This window comes from Acidiphilium iwatense (genome assembly GCF_021556475.1).
GTDB lineage: Bacteria > Pseudomonadota > Alphaproteobacteria > Acetobacterales > Acetobacteraceae > Acidiphilium > Acidiphilium iwatense.
Genome location: NZ_JAKGBZ010000012.1, coordinates 19,799 through 42,761, shown reverse-complemented (window position 1 = coordinate 42,761; position 22,963 = coordinate 19,799). Strand labels below are relative to the sequence as shown.

Here is a 22,963-nt window from a genome sequence, read left to right as displayed (position 1 = left end):
CCGCGCCCATCCAGTAGTTGCGGTCGGTGTCGTGCTCGGGCATGCGTGGCTTGGCTGACTCTCAGGTCGGGTCCACCTGGTGGCGCACCATGACCGCGATATCGTGAAGATCCTTCGTTGGTGCCGTGGCGAGCACGGCATATCCCAGCCCGTCGCAGATCCACGCATATCCGTCGACATCGCCTGCCCCGACATGGACGGTCCTGGTATCCCGTTTCCGGTCGGGCATCGGCCGAACGAAGACGGTGAGCCTGGTGCCGCCGGCGTCCTCGTAGAGCAGCATCGCGGCCGGTCCATGGTCGGTCGCGGCCAGCCTGCCGCCGACGAAACGATAGCCGATGGCGGTCAAATTCACCATGATGAGCGGATGCTTCAGCTCGCTCGACAGCCATTGGTAGATCGCGTTTTGCCGTGCCGCGCCGGATTCGGCTGGCGGACCGCGATCCGTGGCGTAGACCGCGTGAATGATCAGCGCCTCCTGCGCCAAAGCGGGGATGCCCGCCGGCGAACCATCTGGCAATCGCCCGCGCACCAGCCAGCCCGCGCCGCTTCCGGCCAGAAACGCGAAAAGGATCGCGGCGGCCATCTGCCAAGCGATACGGCGCCGGGCCTCGCGCAGCTTCATCAATCTGCGCGGATCGAGCAGCGGCGGTATCGGTTCGGCCAAATGATCGGCCAGGGCCGCGCGCAAGGCGGCGCGCTGCATCTTGTATGCGGCAACCCGCTTCGCGGCCGATTGGTCCTGCTCGAGATGGCGCTCGAGCGCAGGGCGCCGCGCCGAGTCCAGTTGGCCGTCCACGAAGGCATGGAGCTCATCTTCAGTGATCGCGCGTTCGATCTCGTTCATTTCACTCTCCGAAGCGTGGGGCGCTCCTCGCCGTTCATCGCCTGTCTGAGCCGCTCCCGTCCCCGCGACAGTCGCGACATCACCGTACCGATCGGAATGCCGAGCACCTGTCCGACCTCGGCGTAGGAAAGTTCCTCCACGCTGACCAGAACGATCACCAGCCGCTGATCTTCGGGCAGCTTCTCCAGCTCCCGCAAGACGTCGCGTTGCCGCAACCCCTCTTCCTGAACCGCCGTGATGCTCATTTTCTCCTCATCGATCAGCTCGAGGGGAACCGTCTCGCCCTGTCGCTGCCGCCGCCTCATTCGGCTGACGAACAGGTTATGGATAATGGCGAACAGCCAGGGGCGCATCCGCGATTCCTCCTGCAGCGTGTGAAGCCGGCCGAGTGCCAGAACCAGGCTGTCATGCACCAGGTCGTCGGCATCCTGCTGGCTTTTGAGCAGCAGGCGCGCATAGCGCCGCAACGCGGGAATGCAGGCTTCCAGATCGCGAAGCCCGTCGCGGCAGGCTGCGGAATCGTCTGGATCATTGCCGTTTTGCATGGGCGCTTCCGTCGGAAGGTGGCTTGCCGAACTCTCTATGGCACCGGGGATCAATCGATGCCGCCGCATCGGGCTCCGGCACGGCCGGGCGATCCGTCGTCCGTTTCAGCACGGGCCATGCCGGCAGCATCCGCTGCAAGACCTCGTCGCGCTCGACGAATTGATGGCGAAGCGCCGCAAGCACGTGAAGTCCCACGGCGGCGACGATGATCCATGCGCCATAGACGTGGAGAACCGCCACTGCGCTTTCCGCCGCATGCCCGCGCTTCAGCAGGCCGAACACGGGCAGGTCCGGCCAATCGACGATGCCGTAGAGCCGGAACGGCAATTTCAGGCTGGAGACCGAAAGCACCAGCCAGCCGGTCAGGGGAATCCAGAACATCAGCGCGTAAAGCAGGTAATGCATACCATGCGCCGCGAGCCGTTGCGCGCGCGGGATTCGCGCCGGCAAAGGCGGTGCCGGATGAAAGATGCGCCAGGCAATCCGCAGCAATACCAGAAACAGAACGGTGATCCCGATCGATTTGTGAAGCTGGAACAGAGCGAATCTGGTCTCGAGCGACATCGGGAGCTGAACCATGACGACGCCCAGGACAACGAGCAGTATGATGTCGAATGCGATGATCCAGTGCAGGATGATCGCCACAAGCGTGTAGCGTGGCATGATATCCCCCGGCCAATTCATGATGCGTGCGCAGCAGGTCAGGTTGACGCATCACCGTCCCTGACTTTGACGCCGCATTGCCCGGATTATTCCGCCCGGCGACCGGCACGCCGAAAACCGGCCGGTCGCGGCTGATGTCCTGTTATGTTTTCGCCGTGAATCCCGCGCTCAGCCCGCGTCGAGCGCCGTCGCGCTGGTGACCACTTTCGCCACCATGCCGTAGGTGATCGCCTCGTCGGCACTCATCCAGTAGTTGCGGTCGGTATCGCGCTCGACCCGCTCATAGCTCTGGCCGGTCTCGCGCGCGATGATCCGGTTGATCCGCTCGCGCATCTTGATGATTTCCCGAGCCTCGATATCGATATCGGTGGCAGGCCCGCGCACCCCGCCCATCGGCTGGTGCAGCAGAAACCGCGTATTCGGCAGGCAGAACCGCCGATCCTTGTGGCCCGCCAGGAAAATCAGCGCCCCCGCGCTCGCCACCCAGCCGGTGCCGATCATCCGCACCGGCGAGGTCGCATCGACGAAGCGGATCACGTCGTGGATCGTATCACCGCTCTCGACATGCCCGCCCGGCGAATTGACGAATACGTCGATCGGCGCATCGTCGGCACCCGATAAGGCGAGCAGCTGGCCGGTCACCGCGCGCGCCACCCGGTCGTTGATTTCGCCGAAAATCAGCACCTTGCGCTGCTTGAACAGTCGGTTCTCCAGCTCGCTGGCCGGCGCCTTCGGCTCCTGCTTCGCGGTCTCCGGCGTTTCCGTCTCCGGTTCTTCCTCATCGTCGCGCGCTTCGGTCCAGTTCCGGTCATCGCGTATCATGCGTCGCTCCATGAAATGTTCCGCCCATTGTGGTGGATGCGTCGCGCGCTGTCGAGACGAGCTTTTATACCAGCGGCCTGAATAACTGATTCGTTCAATCTTTGTCGGGCCGCTGGTATCCTTCCGGTTTGCGCGCTGCCACCTCCGTTGCGTTTCCCGCGATCCTTCGGATCGCCGGAACCTTGCGCAACTCCGCCACACCAGCCCTGCGCGCGATACCGTCTTGACACCGCGCCCCGCTCATGGTGCGAGATAACTTTGTATACCACCGGAGCATGGCATTTTATGTCGTGCGGAAGGGGGACGCCACAATATTCGACACATCGAGCGGATGGCGATACATCCGTCCGCCGCAAGGTTCGAAGGGAAGGGATACGATAGGATGCGTCTAGCCGTGTTGAAGGAGCGTCTGCCGGGCGAAACCAGGGTTGCCGCGGTGCCCGATTCGGTGAAAAAACTCACAGCGCTCGGCCTCACCGTGGCTGTCGAGTCCGGCGCGGGCGAGGCGGCCGCGATCGCCGATGCGGCGTTCCGCGAAGCCGGCGCCGAAATCGCGCCCGATGCCGCCACCGCACTCGCCGGCGCGGGCGTGGTGTTCACCGTCCAGCCGCCGGATCCGGCGACCATCGCCGCCATCCCGCGCGGCGCCCTGCTGGTCGGCACGCTGGCGCCGCTCGCCAACCCCGATCTGGTGGCCGATCTCGCCAAGGCCGGGATCGATGCGTGTTCGATGGAGCTGTTGCCGCGGATCACCCGCGCCCAGTCGATGGACGTTCTGTCCAGCCAGGCGAATCTCGCCGGCTATCGCGCGGTGATCGAGGCGGCGGAAGCCTTCCCGCGCGGCTTCGCGATGATGATGACAGCCGCCGGCACGGTGCCGCCCGCGCGCGTCTTCGTCGTCGGCGCCGGCGTGGCCGGCTTGCAGGCGATCGCCACGGCGCGCCGGCTCGGCGCCATCGTCTCGGCGACCGATGTGCGCCCCGCCGCCAAGGAGGAAATCAAATCCCTCGGTGCCTCCTTCATCGGCGTCGAGGATGAGGAAAGTGCGAGCCAGACCGGCGCCTACGCCCGCGAAATGAGCGCCGAGTTCCGCGCCAAGCAGGCCGCGCTGATCGCCGAAACCGTCGCCAAGAACGACATCGTCATCTGCACCGCTCTGGTGCAGGGCCGCCGCGCGCCCACCATCGTCACCGCCGAGGCGGTCGCCGCGATGCGCATGGGCAGCGTGATCGTCGATATCGCGGCCGATGCCGGCGGCAATTGCGCGGCCACCGTGCCGGGCGAACGCATCGTCACCGAAAACGGCGTCGCCGTGCTCGGCTACCGCAACTGGCCGGCGCGCATCGGCGTGGCGGCAAGCAGCCTCTATGCCCGCAACCTGCTGACCTTTCTGAGCAGTTTCTGGGACATGGATGCGCGGGCGCCAAAACTCCCGGCCGAGGACGACATCGTCAAGGGCGTGCTGCTGACCAGGGCGGGCGCCGTCATCCACCCGAATTTCCAGCCACAAGCGGCGGCGTGAGAGGACCCTCAGCATGACCCCAGCAGACCTCGCGGGCCAGGCGGCGAGCCTTGCCCATAAAGCCGCGGTGCTCGCGCAGAACGCCGCCGGCTTCGCCGCCCAGGCGGCCGCTCACGCGCCGCACGGCGCTCCGCTGATCGACCTGTTCGCGATTTTCGTGATGGCGGTATTCGTCGGCTATTACGTGATCTGGAGCGTCACCCCCGCGCTGCATTCGCCGCTGCTCGCCGTCACCAACGCGATTTCCTCGGTCATCATCGTCGGCGCCATGCTGGCGACCGGGCTGCACGGCGACTTCGCTGCCCACGCCTTCGGGTTCATCGCGGTCACGCTGGTCAGCGTGAATATTTTCGGCGGGTTCCTGGTCACCCAGCGCATGCTGTCGATGTTCAAGAAAAAGACGAAGTAAGGGCGGCTCACACACATGAATTACGCAACCGAACCGGGCATCACGCTCGCCTACCTGGTCTCCGCCGTCCTGTTCATCCTGGCATTGCGTGGCCTGTCCCACCCGACCACCTCGCGGCGCGGCAATCTGATGGGCATGGCCGGCATGGCCATCGCCATCCTCGCCACCTTCAGCCATCCCGGCATGCTTCTGTCCGGCGTCGGGCTGATCGTTCTTGGCCTCATCATCGGCGGCGCGGTCGGCGCGGTGGTCGCCCAGCGCGTCAACATGACGGCGCTGCCGCAACTGGTCGCCGCGTTCCACTCGCTGGTCGGGCTCGGGGCGGTGTTCGTCGCGGCGTCCGCGCTGAACGCGCCGCAGAGTTTCGGCATCGGCACGCCCGGCCATCTGCACGTCGAAAGCCTGATCGAAATGTCGATCGGCCTGTCGATCGGCGCGATCACCTTCACCGGCGCGGTCATCGCCTTCGCCAAGCTCCAGGCGCTGATGAGCGGCGCGCCCATCAGCTTTCCCGGCCAGCACAAGCTCAATCTCGGGCTCGGGATTCTCATTTTCATCCTGATCGTCGCCTTCGTCGCTTCCGGCGGCGCGCAGGTGCTGTTCTGGATCATCGCGGCCCTGGCGCTGGCACTCGGCATTCTGCTCATCATCCCGATTGGCGGGGCGGACATGCCGGTGGTGATCTCGATGCTGAACTCCTATTCCGGCTGGGCCGCGGCGGGCATCGGCTTCACCATCAGTAACATCGCGCTGATCGTCACCGGCGCACTGGTCGGCTCCTCGGGCGCCATCCTGTCCTACATCATGTGCAAGGGCATGAACCGCTCGATCGTCAACGTGCTGCTCGGCGGCTTCGGCACCGACAGCAGCACCGCCGGACCGGCCGGCGTCACTGGCGATCGCTCGGTCAAATCCGGCTCCGCCGAGGATGCCGCCTTCATCATGAGCAACGCGTCGAAAGTCATCATCGTGCCCGGCTACGGCATGGCGGTGGCGCAGGCGCAGCACGCGCTGCGCGAAATGGCCGATCTGCTGAAGGAAGAAGGCGTCGAGGTCAAATACGCCATTCACCCGGTCGCCGGGCGGATGCCCGGCCACATGAACGTGCTGCTGGCCGAGGCCAACGTGCCGTATGACGAGGTGTTCGAACTCGAAGTCATCAACAACGAGTTCTCCACCGCCGATGTCGTCTATGTCATCGGCGCGAACGACGTGACCAACCCGGCGGCGAAGACCAACTCCGCCTCGCCGATCTACGGCATGCCGATCCTGGAGGTGGACAAGGCGAAAACCGTGCTGTTCGTCAAGCGCTCAATGGCGTCGGGCTACGCCGGCGTCGATAACGAGCTGTTCTTCCGCGACAACACGATGATGCTGTTCGGCGATGCGAAGAAAATGACCGAGGAAATCGCCCAGTCGCTCGGCAGATAATTTTTCTCCGCACCACCCACAAAATCGCCGGCATGAATGCCGGCGATTTTCGTTTGCCTCCTTCAGACATTCCTCAGCAAAAAGAAACGCAGTTCCACGCCCGGAAGCCCTGAATCGACGATGATGCGCGGATCGACGGTGGTGCGGCTCGCCTGTTGCCAGGTGCCGGCGGTGGTATAGACGCGTACCGCCGCGTCCGCTTCTCCATTGAGATCGCAATGAATGAAATAGCCGCCGACCCGCGCGGCCATGTTCGGCGCGAACGGCGCGTTGCCGTCGGAAATCAGCAACTGGACGTCGATCGTGCGCGGGTTCGTGGCAAGCCAGGATGCCAGGTTGTTCCCGTTATTCGTGTGATCGCCGCACACTTCGATGCCGAACCGGACTCCTCCGGTTTTGAAATAGGGCTTGGTATCCTTGTGGTCATAGGTCGCGGCGGGATCGTTCTTGCCGAGAACGCCATCGTCGAATTTCTTGTAGTATTTGTAGATGATCTTGCCGCGCCGCAGCACGGGGCAGACATTCAGCCCCCGCGCACCGGCGCCATTGCCCTTGCGATAGAAAATCGAGCCGGCGACGATGATGGTGCTCCCGGCCCGGCGCGAGACTTTCTCGAGATCGCCATAGAGGTCATGCTTCTCGGTTCTGGTCATCGGCTGCGATCCCAGGTTTCGCAGCCTGCCGATCGGCCCGACCGGACTGAAAAAATATTCGGGCGCGACGACCATGTGCAGCCCCTGAGCCTGGTTCACCAGCCGGCCCATGAAGCTATTGGCTTGATCGACAAGCTGGCCCAGATCCCCGGCGCTGTAGCCGCCTTGGGCATGATAGCTGGCCTTGGGAACCCGTACGACGCAAACCGCGATGTCGGTCATGATACCCCCATGTTACCCGTTTCTCGTCTCGCGGGATTGGCGTAATCGACGAGCCTCACGGGATGATTGGTCTTTGTGAAGGGACGATAATATACCAACTCATCTCGGGTGAGAACCAATCCGCCAGGCGAGCCGGCCGCCAGGGCCTCACGCCATCACCGCATCACTTTCCTTGGGGCAAATCGGATTCCCGATTTTCTCGAATTTTTACCGATATTTCCCATGCGTGAACGGGCAATCGGCTCCTTCGGATTGAGGATGACGGCGTCACGATTGGCCCGGACGCGCCGCGAATCGGATAATGAGGCACGAACTGCCGTGAATAGACCCGATGCGAGTATGGGTGGCGGAATTCTCCCGGAGCGCGTCAAAAATCATATGATGGGAATCTGGATCGTGAGCCGGGGCGCAAGAGGGGTATTCCAAGGCAAGGAATCATAGATCTCGTAAGCGGATGTCAAAACGATTCGTCAGGTCGAGCGCCATGCGGTCACCTATTACCACATCGAACTCCCCCACCACGCGATCCTTTATGCCGAGGGCACGCCGGCCGAATCCTATCTGGAAACCGGCAATCGCGACGCCTTCGAGAATGGCGGAGCGGCACTGCTGCTCCACCCCGATTTCGCGCAGACATTCCGTGAAACCTAGGGTCGCATTCCCGCCAGCCTGCTGCGCGGCTCCAAATCGGTGCGAATCACCCTCGCCGCCAAGCGGGTCTATCCGGTCAAAAAAGGTATCAAACCGGTCCTTTGTTTCACGTGAAACATATGGCAGTATTACTAACCTAATGTTAGAAAAGCCCGCTGATCTCGCCCGCGGCGTCGAGGCCGATGGCTTCGGCGGCGGGCACGCGCGGCAGGCCGGGCATGGTCAGAATGTCGCCGGCCAGCGCCACCACGAAGCCGGCACCGGCGGAAAGCCGGATATCGCGGATCGGGATGGTGAAACCGCTGGGCGCGCCGCGCAAATTGGGGTCGGCGGTGAAGCTGTACTGGGTTTTTGCTATGCAAACCGGCAAATGAGAAAAACCACGCTGCTCGATGCGCGCGATCTGTTTCGCCGCTTTGGGCGATAACACGATGTCATCGCCGCCATAGGCGCGCCGGACCACGGTGCGAAGTTTTTCGGCAATCGGCATGGTGTGGGGATAGAGCGGCGCGAATCGCGCGGATTTTGCCGCAATCGTGGCGAGCACGGTTTCGGCCAGCCCGTCGGCACCGTCCGCGCCATCGGCCCAATGGGTGCAGAAAATCGGCGCGATTTCATCCGGTTCCAGGGCTTCATTCAGGGCTTCGCGCTCGGCTTCGGTGTCGGAGAGAAAACCGTTGACCGCGACGATCGCCGGCAGGCCGAAGGCGCGCATCGCCGCGACATGGCGGCGCAGATTGTCCGCCCCCGCGGTGACGGCGCGCGGGTTTTCCGCCCCGAGATCCGCCTTGGCGACGCCGCCATGCATTTTCAGCGCCCGGATGGTCGCGACCACCACCACGCAGGACGGCGCCAGACCGGCCTGGCGGCACTTGATGTCGAGGAATTTCTCGCCGCCGAGATCGGCGCCGAATCCGGCTTCGGTGATGACGATATCGGCGAGTTTCAGCGCCGTCCTGGTCGCCATCACCGAGTTGCAGCCATGAGCGATATTGGCGAACGGTCCGCCATGCACCAGAGCGGGGGTTCCGGCCAGGGTCTGCACCAGATTGGGCTGCAGCGCGTCGCGCAGCAGGGCCGCCATCGCGCCCACCGCATTGAGGTCGGCAGGGGTGATCGCGGAACCATCCCGCCGTTCGGCGACGATCATGCGGGCGAGCCGCGCCTGAAGATCATCCAGGTCGCGCGCGAGGCAGAAAATCGCCATGACTTCCGAGGCGACGGTGATGTCGAACCCGTCCTCGCGCGGGATGCCGTGCGCGACGCCGCCGAGGCCGATCACCGCGTCGCGCAGGCTGCGGTCGTTGATGTCGATCGACCGGCGATGCTGGATGCGGCGCGGGTCGATCCCCAGTGCATTGCCCCAGTAGAGATGATTGTCGAGCATCGCGCCGAGCAGGTTGTTCGCACTGGTGATCGCGTGGAAGTCCCCGGTGAAATGCAGGTTGATCTCGTCCATCGGCGCGACCTGCGCATGGCCGCCGCCGGTGGCGCCGCCCTTCTGGCCGAAACAGGGGCCGAGGCTCGGTTCGCGCAGCGCGATCATCGTGCGCGCGCCCGCTTCGCGCAGCGCGTCGGCCAGGCCGATCGTGGTGGTGGTCTTGCCTTCGCCGGCCGGGGTGGGGCTGATGCCGGCGACCAGGACAAGCGCACCGTCCGGCCGGTCGCGCAGGCTCTCGATGAAGCGGAAATCGATCTTACCCTTGTGGTGGCCATAGGGGATCAGCGAGCCAGGGGGGATACCGGCGGTGGCGGCGATCTCCGCGATGGGACGCAGTTTCGCGGCGCGCGCGATGTCGAGATCGGAAGCCATGAACACTCCCCCCGTTTGGCCGGCATGTTATGTCCACTGCGGCAGTCGAAACGCAAGGCTTGCCTGCCGGGTGCCGGGGCCGGTAGATAGGTCCATGACCTTGCCGTTCTCCCTGCCGGATTGGATGCCCGCGTGGCTCGGCCTCGTGCTGCTTCTGGTCGCGCTGCTCTATGCGCTGGCGCTGCTGGCGATGCCGTTCTCGGTATTCGGAGTGAAATCGCGGCTCGAGGCGATCGAGACGCAGTTGGACGCGGTGCAGGAGGAGTTGCGCATTCTCACGATGCGCCTGCCCGAACCGCTGCGCGGCGTTGCGATCGACGAATCGCCCTACGACCCGCTGCCGCGCGCGTCGGCACCGCGCTATGCGCGCGAGCCGGATACCCAGCCGCCGCTGGCGATTCCGCCCGCGCCGGAGGCTGCGCGCGAGCCTCTGGGCCGGTCGCGGCCTTCGGCGCCGCCGTCCCGGTCTTCATCGCCGCCACCGCCGCGACGAATCGAACCAAGATTGGATTGATTATCTACTGATCGCGAACGGATCGGCGCTGATATCGCGCGCGGAGACGCGCATCCAGAACCCGGCAGCGAGCAGGGCAAGGGCAGTGAGCAGGATCGAGGTTCCGATGAACAGATCGGCCGGGCCGAGCAGGTAATCGGCGGTGATGATCGCCGATACGCCGCAACCGAGCGCGATCATTTCCCATCCCACCCAGATGCCGAGAATGACCAATCCCATCATGTTGAAGGTCAGTTGGAACACTACCCCGGCATTCTGCTGAGCGAGCGAAAGACCGGCGATCGGGGTCGGAATGCCGAGCGCCTGCCAGATCATCAGTTCGGCGCAGAACACGACGAAGCTCCAGAACAGGCGGCGTGCGTTCTCGGCATGGGCAGGCGCGCGCGCGCGGACCTGAGTGATCGCCCAGGTGCCGAAGAGCCCGCAGAGCCCGGACGCCCAGGTGAGAAAATCGAACGGGCTGAGGAAGCTGATCACCGCGTCGTTGAACAGAAAAATCGCACCCCATAGCAGCAGCACGTCGGCGAGGCCGGCATAGACGAGCTTGCGGGCGACGCCGCGCTTCAGGCGCGTCAATTCCTCGTCGATATTGGTGCGGGCTCCGATCGGCAACGCCATTGTCTTGCTCCTGGCCGGGAGTGAAACGCGCAAAAATATGCAGCGTCAATGGCCGATGAGTTCGGGTTCCGGTTCCAGGGTTTCGCGCAGCAGGACATCCTCCACCTTGAGGCCGATGACCAGGGCGAGTCCGGCGAAACCGGCGGCGATCAGGAAGGCGAGGTGAAACGCGGCGGGGAGGGCCGGATTGGCGGCGGCGCCGCGCGCGCGGCCGAGAGCGTTGATTCCGCTGCCTAGCCGGAGCGCCAGGACGGCGCCGGCGAGAGTGGCACCAAACGCGCCGCCCATCGCGCGCAGCAGAAGCAAAGTCGCGGTCGCGGCGCCGACATCGGCGCGCGACGCAGCGTTCTGGATGGCGACCAGGCTGGACGGCAGAACGAACCCGATGCCCACACCCACGGCAAAGCAGGTCAGCACCACCAGAGGCAGCGGCGTGGTCGCCGGCAGCAGGCCGAGGAGCAGAAAACCGGCGGTGGTGGCGGCGAGGCCGCCGAGCAGCAGCCCGCGCGTACGCCCGATCCGCCGCGCCCATTGGCCGGCGGTGTAGGAGCCGATCGTGGTCGCGATCAGGAAGGGCATGATGTCCCAGCCCGATTGCGCGGCGTTGGCTCGGAACACCAGTTGGAACAGCAAGGGAAGCAGAAAAATCGCCGAGAACATCACCAGCGCGATGAAAAACCCGATCGCGACCAGCCGGTTGAACGAACCGGACGCGAACAGCCGCATCGGCAGAAGCGGCATCGGCACGCGACGTTCCCATTGCCAGAGGAGGCCGATCAGGGCAGCGCCTCCGAGAAATACGCCGAGGACCGGAGCAGAAATCCAGGGATAGGTGTGGCCGCCCCAGGACAGGCCGAGCAGGAAGGCGGTGACCGCGCCGGTGAGCAGCGCGGCGCCGGGATAGTCGATCCGCCCGTCGCGTTTCACCACGCGCAACTGGCGCAGGCCGATCTGGCTGAGTACCAGGGCGGCGATGCCGAGCGGCAGGTTGAACCAGAAGATCCAGTGCCAGGAAAGATGATCGGTGACCCAGCCGCCCACGACCGGCCCGGCGGTGGAGGCGACACCCCAGGTGCCGGCCATGTAGCCCTGGTATTTGCCGCGTTCGCGCGGCGAAACCACGTCGGCGATCGCGGCCTGGGAAATCGCGAGCAAACCACCGCCGCCGACACCCTGAAGCGCGCGCCCCGCGATCAGTTGCGGCAGGGTTTGGGCGAGGGCGCAGACGCAGGAGGCAATGACGAACAAAACGATCGAGGGGATCAGGGTTTTTCGGCGGCCGAACTGATCGGACAGGCGGCCGTAGAGCGGGGTGGTCGCGGTCGAGGTGAGGAGATAGGCGGTGACCACCCAGGAAACATGCGAGAAGCCGTGCAGATCGGCGGCGATCGCCGGTACCGCCGGGATCACCACGGTCTGGTCGATCGCGGCGAGCAGCATGCACAGGATGATCCCGCTGATGACCTGAAGCCGCTGCTGATGGGTATATTCCATGAAGTCCGGTTCCAATCGCCCGATGATCGTCCCGCGCGTGTGATCGGGCAACCGCTTGACAGCTATAAATATGGCGCAGCAAGGCTGACATGCATGGGGGGCGGATTTGCACCGGGTGGCTTGGTGACTTAACGTATGCGTAAATATTCTTCATCACGAAAGACTGCGACATGCCGCTCAGCCCCGCCGACTCCCGCGAACTCCTGCATCTGCGAGACATCGCGCTGCGCGGCTATCTGCGCAAGGACGGGATGCTCGATATCGAGGCGCGGCTGACCGACACGAAAACCTATGGTTTCGCCAACCGCGATCGCGGGCGGATCGGCGCCGGCGAGCCGCTCCATGGAATGTCGCTGCGCGTCACCGTCGATCAGGGACTGACGGTGCGCGGGGCGGAGGCTGCGATGGACGCGACGCCGCATGCGATCTGCCCTGGTGTCGCGCCGAATTTCGCCCGGCTCGAAGGGCTGACCATCGGGCGCGGCTTCCTCAAGGGGGCGATGGAGCGCGTCGGCGGCACCCAGGGCTGCACCCATCTGCGCGAATTGCTGCAGCAGGTGGCGACCGTGGCGATCCAGACCATGTTCAGCGTGCGCGCCCACAAGGCGGCGCGCGAGGGCGGCGAGACCGAGGACAGATGGGATATTCCGACGGCGCTGCTCAATTCGTGCCATGCCTATGACGAGAACGGGCCGCTGGTCGCCGCCGCGCGCGAGCGCGCCGCCGCACGCACCGCCGCCGAGGCGTGATAGTGGGTGGTCAGTAGGTCGCCCGGCCGCCCGAAATATCGAAGACGCCGCCGGTGGTGAACGAGCATTCCTCGGAGGCCAGCCAGCAGATCAGGGCGGCGATTTCGTCGATGGTGCCGAACCTGCCCATCGGGATTTTCGACAGCATGAAGTCGATATGCTCCTGGGTCATCTGCTCGAAAATCGCGGTGCGCACGGCGGCGGGGGTGACGCAGTTGACCGTGATTCCGGTTCTGGCCAATTCCTTGCCGAGCGATTTGGTCAGGCCGATCACCGCCGCTTTCGATGCGCTATAGGCCGGCGCGTTCGGATTGCCTTCCTTGCCGGCGATCGAGGCGATGTTGACGATGCGGCCATCCTTGCGCTGCATCATGAACGGCACCACCGCCCGGTTGCAGTGGAACACGCCGTTGAGATTGACCGCGATCACCCGGTGCCAGTCCGCGACCGGATAGGTCCAGGTCGTGGCGTTCGGGCCGGTGATGCCGGCGCTCGCGACCAGGATGTCGATGCCGCCGAAGCTGGCGGCGGTGCGCGACGCCGCCTGCTCGACCGCGTCCCAGTCGGCGACATCGACGGCGATGCCGAGGATTTTTGCCCCGAATCTCGCTTTTGCCGCATCGATTTGTGACTGATCGCGGTCCCAGATCGCGACACGGCCGGCTTCGGCGACGATCCGGGCGGTGACCGCGAGCCCGATTCCGGCGGCGCCGCCAGTGACGACGGCGATTTTGGCATCGAAGCGGGCGGTGTCGGTCATGATGCGGTCTCGATACCGTTGAGTTTCGCGACGACATCGGACAGCATCGGCACGTAATCGTCGCCATGGCCGGTGCCGACCGCCAGCGCATAGGAATTGCGCACGGCGGCGGCGATAGGGTTCGCGGCACAAGATGCCTGCGCGAAGGCCGCCAGGTAGCTGGTGTCCTTCAGCGCGTTGCGGAGCGAAAATTTATGGGCGTCGCGGTCGCGGTCGAGCACGTATTTGAAAAATGTCTGGTAAAATCCGCAATCCATCCTGCCGCCACGAATGACCTGATCGAACACCTCGGCCTTGAGGCCGGATTTGGCGCCGAGCATCAGCGCCTCGGCATAGAGCGCGCCATAGCCGAGTGCCAGGAAATTGTTGAGCAGCTTCATGGTGTGGCCGGTGCCGGTGGGGCCGGTAGGAACGATGCGCTGCGCGAAACGTTCGATGATCGGGCGGACGCGCGCGACATCGGCTGGATCGCCGCCGATCATGACATCGAGCGTGCCGTCCCAAGCGTCTTTCGGGGTGCGGCTGAGCGGGGCGTCGATCAGGGTGATTTTTTTTGCGGCGAGATCGGCCGCGAGGCGGGTGGTGACGGATGGATCGGAGGTCGAGCAATCGACGATGAGAAGCGGTTTGCCGGCGGCGGCGAGGCCGTTTTCGCCTTCGATGACGGAGACCACCTGTTCGCTGCCGGTGACGCAGAGGAACACGATATCCGAAGCTTCCGCCAGGACTTTTGCCGACCTAGCCTCGGTGGCGCCGCGTCCGAGCAGGTCTTCGACGGGTTTGCGGTTGCGGTGACCGAGGATGGTGGTGGGATATCCCGCCGCGACGATGTTTTTCGCCATGCCATGACCCATCAGGCCCACGCCGATGAAGCCGATTTTTTCCGTGGTCATGATGGTGTCCTCCGGGCGATTGGTGCGGCCGGTATAGAGGCAGGTCTGTGGTCGCGCAACCAGGGTTTGACAGCGCTACCATCTTGCGCGGTGGAGGAAAATTCGCGATACTTCCGAAGCGCGACATTGAAAAAACCGGCTAGTGTGGTGGTTTTGAAATTCCGACGTGCCTGAGGGAGCGGTTTTAGAATTTCAGAACCATAAACCACACTAGAATCAAATGCTTGCTAGTGTCCTGATCGATTTCGGACGTTCGTAGGATGCCTTTGCCAATACTGACGAACGTCCGAATCGGGATATGAGCGGCCGAGCCAGGAGTGAGCCGTCACCCATGGATAAACCCTCCCCAACGGCGCGCGCGCGGGCCGCGAAGCGCGCGGGGCGCGGCGCGGTCACGCTGAGCGATGTCGCGGCGGCGGCGGAGGTTGCGCCGATTACCGTGTCGCGCGCGATCAACCGCCCCGAGAGCGTTTCTGACGCGCTGCGCGCGCGCATCCGCGCCGCGATCGACACACTCGGCTATGTGCCGAACCGGATGGCCGGCGCGCTCGCTTCGGCGAAAACCGGCGTTATCCCGGTGATCGTGCCGTCGCTGTCCAACGTGGTGTTCGTCGAGGTGATCGAGGGAATTCAGGAAACGATCGAGACACGCGGGTATCAGATGCTGCTGGGCAGCACCGATTACGATCTCGATCGCGAGGCGGCGCTGGTGGCGACATTGCTCGGCTGGGCACCGCCCGGAATGCTGATCGCCGGATTGCGCCATTTGCCACGTACCGCGACTCTGCTGCGGAATGCCGGCGTGCCGGTGGTCGAGTTCATGGAGCATGGCGCGCGCTGCATCGACATGAATGTCGGGCTGTCGCATTACCGTGCGGGGGCGGCGATGGCGGAGCATTTGCTGACGCGCGGTTATCGGCGGATCGGGTTTGTCGGGGTGCGGGTGCGCGACGATTATCGCGCGTGCCAGCGCTATGAGGGGATGCATCGCCGGATTCTTGAGGTGGGTGGAGCGGAGGACGTTCTGTTCGATTATTCCGGCGGTGTCGGCCAGGACATCGGCTGGCGGGCGCTCGGCGATGTGCTGGCGATGCGGCCCGTGATCGATGCGCTGTTTTTCGCCAATGACGAAATGGCGGTGGGGGCGATATTGCGCGCGCAGCGCGATGGAATCGCGGTGCCGGGCCGCATCGCGATCGCGGGATTCAATGGACTGCCGATGAGCGCGCTGGTCACGCCCGCGCTGACGACGATTATTTCGCCGCGCAAGCTGATCGGGCGGCGTGCCGCCGAGCTTTTGCTTGCGCGCATCGCGGGCGAGCGTCCGGGGCGGCGGCGGTTCGATGTCGGCTTCAGGCTGGAAGTGCGGGAGAGCACATGACGATAAAGCGGAAGACCAAGACCGCGCGGCCGCGCATCGCGGTGATCGGACTGGGCTCGATGGGGTTCGGCATGGCGTCGGCGCTAATGCGTGCGGGCTTTGATGTGGCCGGTTTCGACGTGATCGCGGAGAATGCGGCGCCGCTTGCCGGGATCGGCGGAGAGGTCGCCGCGTCGGCCGCCGAGGCGGCGCGGGGTGCGGGAGCCGTTGTCAGTGTGGTGGTGAATGCGGCGCAGACGGAAGCGATCCTGTTCGGGGCTGATGGATGCGCCGGCGTGATGCCGCCGGGGGCGGTGTTCATTTCCTGCGCCACGATGGCGCCGGATGCGGTGCGCGGTCTTGCGGCGAAACTTGAAGGCAGCGGGCGGCATTATCTGGATGCGCCGATCAGCGGCGGGGCGGCGCGCGCCGCGGAGGGCAGGCTGACGATTCTTGCATCGGGCAGCAAGACGGCGTTCGACGCGGCACGGCCGGCGCTGAAGGCGATGGCGGGCACGCTGCACGAATTGGGCGACGAGGCGGGAATTGGCGCCGGCTTCAAGATGGTCAACCAGTTGCTGGCGGGGGTGCATATCGCGGCGGCGTGCGAGGCGGTCGCGTTCGCCGCGTCGATGGGGCTGGATCTGCGCCGGGTTTATGAGGTGATCACCGGATCGGCCGGTAATAGTTGGATGTTCGAGAACCGGGTGCCGCATATTCTGGATGCCGATTATGCGCCGCGCAGTGCGGTGAATATTTTCACCAAGGATCTCGGCATCGTGCTCGATATGGCGCGCGCAACGCCGCTGCCGGTACCGATGGCGGGCTCGGCACTGCAATTGTTCCTGATGACGGCGTCCGCCGGGATGGCGCGCGAGGATGATGCCGCCGTGGCGAAACTGTTCGCGCGCATCGCCGATATTTCCTTGCCGGGGAGCTGAGCCGGATGAAACTCGTTCTCGGCTGCATCGCCGACGATTACACGGGTGCGTCGGATCTCGCGAATACACTGGCACGGCAGGGGCTGCGCGTCGTGCAGACGATCGGCTTGCCGCGCGAGGGATTTGTGTTGCCCGAGGTCGATGCGGTCGTGGTTGCGCTGAAAACGCGTTCGGTGCCGCCGGGTGAGGCGGTGGCGCGGGTTTTGGCGGCAGCGGACTGGCTGCGCGGGCGCGGTGCAGCGCATGTGATGTTCAAGATCTGCTCGACCTTCGATTCGACCGATGCCGGCAATATCGGGCCGGTGACCGAGGCGCTGGCGGGTGCGTGCGGCGCTGCTATCGTGCCGGTGACACCGGCGTTTCCCGAGACCGGGCGGACGGTGTTCCAGGGGCATCTGTTTGTCGGCAGTCGGCCGCTGCATGAGAGCCCGCTGAAGGACCATCCGCTCAACCCGATGCGCGATTCCGATCTGGTGCGGGTGCTGGTGCGGCAAAGCGTGGGTCGGGTCGGGCTGGTGCCGCTCGATGTGGTCGAAGACGGTGCGGCGGCGATCGCTGAATCCCTGTTAGCGCTTGTCGGCGAAGGATATCGCGCGGCGATTATCGATGCGGTTGCCGAGCGGCATCTGACGGCACTCGGCGAAGTGGCGTTCGGGATGAAGGTTTCGGCCGGAGCCTCGGGGCTCGGGCTCGGCCTGGCGCGCGCCGCGATCGCGGCTGGGCTTGTGGTGCATGGCGCTGCGGATGAAGCCTGGCCTGATGTCGGGGGTTCGGCGGCGATCATCGCCGGAAGCTGCTCGGCGGCGACGCTGGACCAGATCGCGGCGGTGGATGGGAGGATTCCGGTGCGGCGCCTCGATGTTAGCAGGCTGATCGGAAGCGATGCTTGTGTTGCCGAGACCGTCGCCTGGGCCGTGGCGAAGCTTGGGGATGGGCCGGTGCTGCTCGCGAGCAGTGAAGCGCCGGACGGGGTGGCGGCTCTGAAATCGGCGCATGGCGAGGCGGTGGGTGCGCGGATCGAAGGGGGTTTGGCCGAAATTGCCGCTGGTTTGGTGGCGCGCGGCGTCAGGCGGTTGATCGTCGCCGGCGGCGAGACATCGGGTGCGGTGATCGACCGGCTTGGCGTCGCGGCGCTGCGGATCGGCGCCGAGATCGCGCCCGGCGTGCCGCTGCTGCGCGGCGTGGGCGGCGAGGTGATGCTGTTCGCGTTGAAATCGGGCAATTTCGGTGGACGCGATTTTTTCACGCGCGCGCTGGCGATGATGCGCTGACTATCGACTCCCGACAAGGCGGGAAAATTGCTTTACAGGTGAATCGCGCGACGATATAAATCGATTAACCCGATCGGGTTGCGTCAGGGAAATTTGCAAATATCAAGGAGGAGACGATGAATCGTTCATTGCGCCGGGTACTGGCCGGCCTGGCTTCGGCGGGGGTTGTCGGCCTGTTCGCGGCCGTGCCGGTTCCGGCGGCTCATGCCGCCGCTGGCAAGGCGCGCGTCGCCATCGTGGTGCGCGATTTCGGCAATCCGTATTGGCGGGCGCTGCGCGACGGCGCGGTCGCCGAAGGCAAGAAGCTCCACGTGCCGGTGAGCGTGCAGGCGGGATCGAGCGAGACCGATTCGATCGGCGAGAACGCCAAGATTTCCACCATGGCGAACGAGAATTTCACCTGTTTCGGCGTGGTGCCGGTGAACGCGACGAATATCATCACGCCGCTGATTTCGGTGTCGCGCAAAAACATCCCGATCATCAACCTCGATACCGGGCTCGATCCGAAGGCGGTGGCCGCGGCGGGGCTCAAGATCACCAGCTTCATCGGTTCGGACAATTACCATGCCGGCCAGATCGCCGCGAACTACATGTTGAAACTGTTGCATGACAAGGGCAAGGTTGCGATTCTGGAAGGGATTCCGGGCGAACAGAACGGGATCAATCGCGAGACCGCGTTCCGTAAGACGACGGCGGGCAAGCTGACCGTGGTGCAGGCGGAGGCCGCCGATTACGAGCGCAGCCGGGCGCTGACCGATGCCGAGGCAATGCTGCGCGTGCATCATGATCTGAACGGTATTTTCGCCGCCAATGACGAGATGGGGCTGGGTGCGGCGCAGGCGATCGCCAACACGGGCAAGACCAGGACGATCCGCGTCGTCAGCATCGACGGTGTGAAGGAAGCGCTGGGTGCAGTGAAGTCGGGCAAACTGGCTGGAACCGTCTCGCAATACCCCTACGCGGAAGGCGAGATGGCGGTGCAGGCTTGCGAAAGACTGGCGCGGAAGCAGCCGATTCCGGCGCATATCACCTCGCCGATCAAGCTGATCACGCCGCAGAATGCGGCGCGCGCGCTCAAGGCGTTCCCGCGCCCGTTCTTCGCGTTCAACGATCCGTTCGGCGCGCCGTAATACCGTGCCGAAAGACATGATGCCCGCCGGGGCCGCGGCATCGCGGGTGCCGGCAGGAATAGAAGCCGTGCTGCGCGATCCGGGATTCTGGGGCGATAACGCGGCGGTGATCGGGCTGCTGGTGATCGGCGTCGCGTTTTCTCTGCTGACGCCGTTCTTCCTGACATGGGGCAATATCAGCGATCTGCTGGTTTCGGCCTCGATTCTGGTGGTGCTGGCGACGGCGCAGCAATTCGCGATCGTGACCGCCGGGATCGATCTGTCGATCGCCGCCAATCTGCCCTGGGCGGCGGTGGTGTTCGGCCTGGTCTATACCGGTGGGTTCGGGATTCCGGCGGCAATCGTTGCGGCGATCGCCGCGGGGATGATCGTCGGCGTGGTCAATGGGTTGATCATCGCCAAGCTGCGGGTGAACGATTTCATCGCGACGCTGGGGATGCTGGGCGTGATGAACGGTGTGGCGCTGATCGTTAGCGACGGCCAGTCGTTCAGCGTCAGCAGCCCGTTCCTGCAGGCGCTCGCGTTGGGTTCGATCGGGCCGATCCGGTATTTCTACCTGATTGCGATCGTCATCGCGCTCGCCGCGCATTTTCTGTTCACCCGCACCGCGTTCGGCACCCATGTTCTGGCGACCGGCGGCAACCGGGATGCCGCGCGCAACATGGGGATTCCGGTCGATCGGATGCGGATCGCGGTGTATGTGATCAACGGCGCGTTGGTGGGGCTTGCGGCGATCTTGCTGGTCGCGCGCACCGGTGGTTCCGATCCGTCGCTGCAGACTTCGCAGTTGCTCAGCTCGATCGCCTCGGTGGTGCTGGGCGGCAGCAGCCTGTTCGGCGGGCGCGCGGCGGTGCTGGGCACGGTGGCCGGCGCGCTGGTGCTGACCACGCTGTTGAACGGATTTACCCTGCTGCAGGTTTCCGAATTCTATCAGCCGATGGCGGTGGGGATCGTGGTGATCGCGGCGGCGGTGCTCAGCAGGTTGCAGCGATGAGCGAGGCGATGCCGGTTCTGGAGGTTCGCGGCCTGCGCAAATCCTTCGGCGCGGTGGATGCGCTGGTCGGCGCCGAACTGATCTGCCCAGCCGGCGAGGTGACGGCTCTGGTGGGCGATAACGGAGCGGGCAAGTCGACGCTGATTCGCTGCATTACCGGGGTTTATCCGCCGGATGGCGGCGCGATCGCGTTCAAGGGCGCGCCGATCGGCTTCGCATCGCCGACCGAGGCGCGGGCACTGGGTATCGAGACGGTGTACCAGGACCTTGCGCTGGTCGAGGATTTGACGGTCTGGCAGAACATGTATCTCAACCGCGAGGTCGAGCACGGAATCGGGCCGTTCCGCTGGCTCGACCGGCGGCGGATGATCGCGGAGACCGAGGCGAAGCTGGAACGGCTGCTGGTCAACATGCCGCCGGTGCGCGCCAAGGTGCGGCGGCTGTCCGGTGGGCAGCGGCAGTCGATCGCGATCGGCCGTGCGGCGAGCTGGGGTTCCGCACTGGTCATCATGGACGAGCCGACGGCGGCGCTGGGCGTGCGCGAGCGCGGAGCGGTGGAGGCGCTGATCGGCCGGCTGCGCGGCGAGGGTGTGGCGCAGCTCGTGATCAGCCACGATCTGGAGCAGGTGATGCGGATTTCCGACAGTGTGTGGGTGATGCGAAGGGGCCGCACCATCGCCCGGTGGCGCACCAGGGAGGTCGATCGGACCCGGATTGTCGCGGCGATCGCCGGCGCCGAGGGTTAGGGAATGACGAAATCGCGTGGGCCGACCTTGCGGGACGTTGCCGAACGCGCCGGCGTTTCGACCGCGACCGTCTCCTTCGTGCTGAACGACACCAAGCCGGTCGCCGCCGCAACCAGGGCGAAGGTGGAACGCGCGCTGGCGGCGCTCGATTATCGCATGAGCCCTTCGGCGCGCGCGCTGCGCACCGGGCGGCACCATGCGATCGGGCTGCTGCTGCCCGATCTCGCCAATCCGTTTTTCCCGTTGCTGGCGCAGGCGGTGACCGAAAGCGCCTGGGCGCGCGGCCATGCGATCGTGTTCGCGAGCAGCCGCGCCGATCCGGCCGAGGAAGCCGAGGCGCTGGCTGCGTTGGAGGAACGCGCCGACGGGATCATCTGGATTCCCGGCGGCATCGCACCGACGCGCCTGCCCACGCGCCCGGCCGTGGTGCTCGACCGGCCGAGCCCGGCGCTGATCGCCTATGACAGTATCAGCGCCGATCACTATGCCGGAGGCGCGGCGGTGGCGGCGTTGGTGCAAAGGCTCGGCCATCGGCGGATCGGGCTGCTGGCCGGCCCGGCAACCTCGCCCAGCGCGCAGAGCCGGTGCGCTGGATTTCTCGATCATGCCGAAGGACTCGAAATCGTCTGGCGGCAGGAGGTGATGTTCACATTGGACCTGCCGGAGTCTGCCGCCGCCGTGCTTGCCGATCCGCGGATCGATGTCGTCGTGGCGGCCAACGACGTCGTCGCGATCGGGGCGCTTCGGGTGCTGCGCGGCCTTGGCTGCGCGGTGCCGGGCGCGGTGTCGCTGATCGGGTTCGACGACATTCCCTGGGCGGCGCTGACCGAGCCGCCGCTGACCACGATCCGCCAGCCGGTGGCCGAACTCGGTGACCGTGCGGTGGCAGCTTTGCTGGACCGCATCGCCGGGCGGGACGGACCAGCGCAGCATCATCTGCTGCCGGTCGAAGTCGTCGAACGTGGGACCACGAGGCAACATACGGCGCGGGCGGCATGATCGTCGCCGGCAGCGCCAACATGGATATCGTGGTGCGCACATCCCGCGCGCCGGATGCTGGCGAGACGATTATCGGCCGCGATTATGCGCTCTATCCGGGCGGCAAGGGTGCCAACCAGGCGGTGGCCGCGCGGCGGGCCGGAGCCGAGGTCGGTTTCGCCGGCTGCATCGGCGACGACGCCTATGGAGACCAGCTTGTCGCGGCGCTTGTTGCCGAGAGAATCGATCTCGGCACGACAAGACGGGTCGCGGCGCCGACCGGGGTTGCGTTCGTCATCGTTGAGGCGGGCGGGCAGAACCGGATCATCGTGGTGCCGGGTGCCAATCATGGTTTTGCGCCGGCCGATCTGGTCGGCGATGTGCCGTCCGGTTCGGTGCTTCTGATGCAGCTCGAAATCCCGGTCGAGACCGTTCTTGCCGCCGCGATGCGGGTGCGCGCCGTCGGCGGGGTGGTGATTTTGAACGTCTCGCCGATCGCGGGGCTCGATGCCGGGACGCGCGCGCGGCTGCTCGCTGTCGCCGACATCGTGCTGGTCAACGAGACCGAGGCGGCGGAGTTGCTGGGCATTGCGGTCTCCGAGGGCAATTCTTCCGATGCGGCGCGCCGACTTGCCGAAGGGCGGCGGGGGGCGGTGATCACACTGGGCGCTGCCGGCGCCGTCTGGTGCGCGGGCGGCGAGCAAGGGCGTGTGCCGGGACACCGGATTGATGTGGTGGATACCACCGCTTGCGGCGATGCTTTCGCCGGTGCTTTTGCCGCGGCGATCGAACGGGGTGTTTCGGTGGGTGAGGCGGTCGCCGATGGCAACGCCGCGGGCGCGCTGGCGGCGACGATATCGGGCGCGCAGCCCTCGCTGCCCCGCCGCGATGCGATCGAGGCGTTGCGCAGCGCGACGGGATAATCGCAGACGCACA

General features: G+C 65.3%; 24 protein-coding genes. 14 read left to right on the top strand and 10 right to left on the bottom strand.

Features of this window, described 5'->3' with window-relative positions:
* Positions 1–61 precede the first annotated feature (61 nt).
* From L2A60_RS08100 to L2A60_RS08085, 4 genes are all read right to left on the bottom strand, one after another.
* Complete coding sequence (locus L2A60_RS08100; RefSeq protein ID WP_235703874.1) at positions 62–847, bottom strand: anti-sigma factor family protein; 786 nt, start codon at positions 845–847, stop codon at positions 62–64.
* Positions 844–1,392: an RNA polymerase sigma factor gene (locus tag L2A60_RS08095; protein WP_235703873.1), complete on the bottom strand. Its 549-nt coding sequence runs from the start codon at positions 1,390–1,392 to the stop codon at positions 844–846. Before L2A60_RS08095 ends, L2A60_RS08100 begins: the two co-directional genes overlap by 4 nt.
* Positions 1,376–2,056, bottom strand: coding sequence for a cytochrome b (locus L2A60_RS08090; RefSeq protein WP_235703872.1), 681 nt, complete (start codon positions 2,054–2,056; stop codon positions 1,376–1,378). Before L2A60_RS08090 ends, L2A60_RS08095 begins: the two co-directional genes overlap by 17 nt.
* 168 nt (positions 2,057–2,224) lie before the next feature.
* A complete protein-coding gene (locus L2A60_RS08085; RefSeq protein ID WP_235703871.1) occupies positions 2,225–2,878 on the bottom strand; it encodes an ATP-dependent Clp protease proteolytic subunit in 654 nt (217 codons plus the stop codon).
* Between the two features lie 382 nt (positions 2,879–3,260).
* Here L2A60_RS08085 and L2A60_RS08080 point away from each other — a divergent pair, with 382 nt between their 5' ends.
* From L2A60_RS08080 to L2A60_RS08070, 3 genes are read left to right on the top strand one after another with little or no spacing between them, the layout of a single operon-like run.
* Positions 3,261–4,400, top strand: coding sequence for a Re/Si-specific NAD(P)(+) transhydrogenase subunit alpha (locus L2A60_RS08080; RefSeq protein WP_235703870.1), 1,140 nt, complete (start codon positions 3,261–3,263; stop codon positions 4,398–4,400).
* Positions 4,401–4,413: 13 nt separating this feature from the next.
* On the top strand, positions 4,414–4,809 hold the full coding sequence (locus L2A60_RS08075; protein ID WP_235703869.1) for an NAD(P) transhydrogenase subunit alpha: 396 nt from the start codon (positions 4,414–4,416) through the stop codon (positions 4,807–4,809).
* A 15-nt stretch (positions 4,810–4,824) separates the two neighbouring features.
* Entirely contained in the window at positions 4,825–6,240 is a 1,416-nt protein-coding gene (locus L2A60_RS08070; RefSeq protein ID WP_235703868.1) for an NAD(P)(+) transhydrogenase (Re/Si-specific) subunit beta, read from the top strand.
* Positions 6,241–6,302: 62 nt separating this feature from the next.
* Here L2A60_RS08070 and L2A60_RS08065 read toward each other — a convergent pair whose 3' ends face one another.
* On the bottom strand, positions 6,303–7,115 hold the full coding sequence (locus tag L2A60_RS08065) for a hypothetical protein (RefSeq protein WP_235703867.1): 813 nt from the start codon (positions 7,113–7,115) through the stop codon (positions 6,303–6,305).
* 465 nt (positions 7,116–7,580) lie between these two features.
* Between L2A60_RS08065 and L2A60_RS20740 the strand changes: the two genes are divergently transcribed.
* A complete protein-coding gene (locus L2A60_RS20740; RefSeq protein ID WP_316044772.1) occupies positions 7,581–7,766 on the top strand; it encodes a Hint domain-containing protein in 186 nt (61 codons plus the stop codon).
* Positions 7,767–7,908: 142 nt separating this feature from the next.
* Here L2A60_RS20740 and L2A60_RS08055 read toward each other — a convergent pair whose 3' ends face one another.
* Complete coding sequence (locus L2A60_RS08055; RefSeq protein ID WP_235703865.1) at positions 7,909–9,579, bottom strand: formate--tetrahydrofolate ligase; 1,671 nt, start codon at positions 9,577–9,579, stop codon at positions 7,909–7,911.
* A gap of 94 nt (positions 9,580–9,673) precedes the next feature.
* Between L2A60_RS08055 and L2A60_RS08050 the strand changes: the two genes are divergently transcribed.
* The gene (locus tag L2A60_RS08050) at positions 9,674–10,093 is read left to right on the top strand and encodes a hypothetical protein (protein WP_235703864.1); all 420 of its coding nucleotides are present in this window, start codon (positions 9,674–9,676) and stop codon (positions 10,091–10,093) included.
* Here the strand turns inward: L2A60_RS08050 and L2A60_RS08045 are convergent, their stop codons facing one another.
* Positions 10,094–10,711: a hypothetical protein gene (locus L2A60_RS08045; protein WP_235703863.1), complete on the bottom strand. Its 618-nt coding sequence runs from the start codon at positions 10,709–10,711 to the stop codon at positions 10,094–10,096.
* Positions 10,712–10,756: 45 nt separating this feature from the next.
* The gene (locus tag L2A60_RS08040; RefSeq protein ID WP_235703862.1) at positions 10,757–12,256 is read right to left on the bottom strand and encodes an MDR family MFS transporter; all 1,500 of its coding nucleotides are present in this window, start codon (positions 12,254–12,256) and stop codon (positions 10,757–10,759) included.
* 119 nt (positions 12,257–12,375) lie between these two features.
* Here L2A60_RS08040 and L2A60_RS08035 point away from each other — a divergent pair, with 119 nt between their 5' ends.
* Positions 12,376–12,954 carry a DUF2889 domain-containing protein gene (locus tag L2A60_RS08035; RefSeq protein ID WP_235703861.1) on the top strand — a complete coding sequence of 193 codons (579 nt, stop codon included), beginning with the start codon at positions 12,376–12,378 and terminating at the stop codon, positions 12,952–12,954.
* Positions 12,955–12,964: 10 nt separating this feature from the next.
* Here L2A60_RS08035 and L2A60_RS08030 read toward each other — a convergent pair whose 3' ends face one another.
* Both L2A60_RS08030 and L2A60_RS08025 read right to left on the bottom strand, forming a co-directional pair.
* Positions 12,965–13,714 carry an SDR family NAD(P)-dependent oxidoreductase gene (locus L2A60_RS08030; RefSeq protein ID WP_235703860.1) on the bottom strand — a complete coding sequence of 250 codons (750 nt, stop codon included), beginning with the start codon at positions 13,712–13,714 and terminating at the stop codon, positions 12,965–12,967.
* Positions 13,711–14,607, bottom strand: coding sequence for an NAD(P)-dependent oxidoreductase (locus L2A60_RS08025; RefSeq protein WP_235703859.1), 897 nt, complete (start codon positions 14,605–14,607; stop codon positions 13,711–13,713). The genes L2A60_RS08030 and L2A60_RS08025 overlap by 4 nt, the downstream gene beginning before the upstream one ends.
* A 331-nt stretch (positions 14,608–14,938) precedes the next feature.
* On the opposite strand from L2A60_RS08025, the gene L2A60_RS08020 reads away from it, so the two are divergent.
* The 8 genes from L2A60_RS08020 (at position 14,939) to L2A60_RS07985 (ending at position 22,950) form a co-directional block, all read left to right on the top strand.
* On the top strand, positions 14,939–15,988 hold the full coding sequence (locus L2A60_RS08020) for a LacI family DNA-binding transcriptional regulator (protein WP_235703858.1): 1,050 nt from the start codon (positions 14,939–14,941) through the stop codon (positions 15,986–15,988).
* A complete protein-coding gene (ltnD, locus tag L2A60_RS08015) occupies positions 15,985–16,908 on the top strand; it encodes an L-threonate dehydrogenase (protein WP_235703857.1) in 924 nt (307 codons plus the stop codon). The genes L2A60_RS08020 and ltnD overlap by 4 nt, the downstream gene beginning before the upstream one ends.
* A gap of 5 nt (positions 16,909–16,913) precedes the next feature.
* Positions 16,914–18,179, top strand: a complete 1,266-nt coding sequence (otnK, locus tag L2A60_RS08010) for a 3-oxo-tetronate kinase (RefSeq protein WP_235703856.1) — start codon at positions 16,914–16,916, stop codon at positions 18,177–18,179.
* A gap of 116 nt (positions 18,180–18,295) precedes the next feature.
* Positions 18,296–19,309, top strand: coding sequence for a sugar ABC transporter substrate-binding protein (locus L2A60_RS08005; protein ID WP_235703855.1), 1,014 nt, complete (start codon positions 18,296–18,298; stop codon positions 19,307–19,309).
* Between the two features lie 16 nt (positions 19,310–19,325).
* On the top strand, positions 19,326–20,303 hold the full coding sequence (locus L2A60_RS08000; RefSeq protein WP_235703854.1) for an ABC transporter permease: 978 nt from the start codon (positions 19,326–19,328) through the stop codon (positions 20,301–20,303).
* A complete protein-coding gene (locus L2A60_RS07995; protein ID WP_235703853.1) occupies positions 20,300–21,049 on the top strand; it encodes an ATP-binding cassette domain-containing protein in 750 nt (249 codons plus the stop codon). The genes L2A60_RS08000 and L2A60_RS07995 overlap by 4 nt, the downstream gene beginning before the upstream one ends.
* A gap of 3 nt (positions 21,050–21,052) precedes the next feature.
* Complete coding sequence (locus L2A60_RS07990) at positions 21,053–22,048, top strand: LacI family DNA-binding transcriptional regulator (protein WP_235703852.1); 996 nt, start codon at positions 21,053–21,055, stop codon at positions 22,046–22,048.
* Positions 22,045–22,950 (top strand): ribokinase, encoded by a 906-nt coding sequence (locus L2A60_RS07985; RefSeq protein WP_235703851.1) that lies wholly within the window; start codon positions 22,045–22,047, stop codon positions 22,948–22,950. The genes L2A60_RS07990 and L2A60_RS07985 overlap by 4 nt, the downstream gene beginning before the upstream one ends.
* The last annotated feature ends 13 nt before the right edge of the window (positions 22,951–22,963 follow it).